This window comes from Aeromonas sp. ZOR0002, from assembly GCF_963866995.1.
In the GTDB taxonomy this organism is placed as follows: domain Bacteria; phylum Pseudomonadota; class Gammaproteobacteria; order Enterobacterales; family Aeromonadaceae; genus Aeromonas; species Aeromonas caviae.
Genome location: NZ_CAWMFQ010000335.1, coordinates 6,629 through 7,452 on the forward strand (window position 1 = coordinate 6,629; position 824 = coordinate 7,452).

Here is an 824-nt window from a genome sequence, read left to right on the forward strand (position 1 = left end):
TCTGGTCACGACCGAGCCCGCACCCACGACGGCTTCCCGCCCTATGGTGACGCCGGGCAGCAGAATGGCGCCGCCGCCTATCCAGACCCTGTCTTCAATGGTGACCGGAAGCGCCGTCTCAACCCCCTGAATGCGCTCATCGGCGTCCAGCGCATGGGCGGCGGTGTAGATCTGCACGTTCGGCCCAATCATCACCTCGGCGCCGATGCGAATGGGGGCATTGTCCAGCAGGGTGGCCCCCATGTTGATGTAGCTGCCCTTGCCAAGGTGGATGTGGCGGCCATAGGTGCAGTAGAAGGGTGGGCAGATGAAGGCACCCTGTGCCAGCTCGCCGACGATCTGCAGCAGCAGTGCCAGCTGTTCATCCTCCTCGTCGCTGCGATTGAAGCGGCGGTACAGGCGGGCCGTCTCCCGGCGCAACAGATCCAGCTCTGGCGTCATGCAGTTGTAAGGCTGGCTGGCGATCATCTTCTCGTATTCGGTCATGACTGGGCCTCGATGGGGTGGAGGAAGAGAGGATAAGCCATCGGAGAGCGGAGAAGCGTGAGGCTCTCCCCAGAGTGGGCAGAAGGAGAATGGGCGTCCGGAAACGACAAGGGCACCCTGCTGGGGTGCCCTTGTCGTTCAACGACCTAAGTGTTGCCGCTGTGGCCTGTTGCTTGTCAGCCGAGTGTGCGGCTGATGGGTTGGCAACTGCCGTGGCTTGTTGTTTATCAGCCGAGTTTGCGGCCGATGGGTTGGCAGCCACCGTGGCTTGTTGTTTATCAGCCGAGTTTGCGGCTGATGGGTTGGCAGCCACCGTGGCTTGTTGTTTATCAGCCGAG

General features: G+C 61.9%; 1 protein-coding gene. It reads right to left on the reverse strand.

Annotated features, from left to right (window positions below):
* Window positions 1–486: sugar O-acetyltransferase (locus AACR77_RS18165; RefSeq protein WP_231563279.1), on the reverse strand; the 486-nt coding region annotated here is incomplete at its 3' end.
* Between the last annotated feature and the right edge of the window lie 338 nt (window positions 487–824).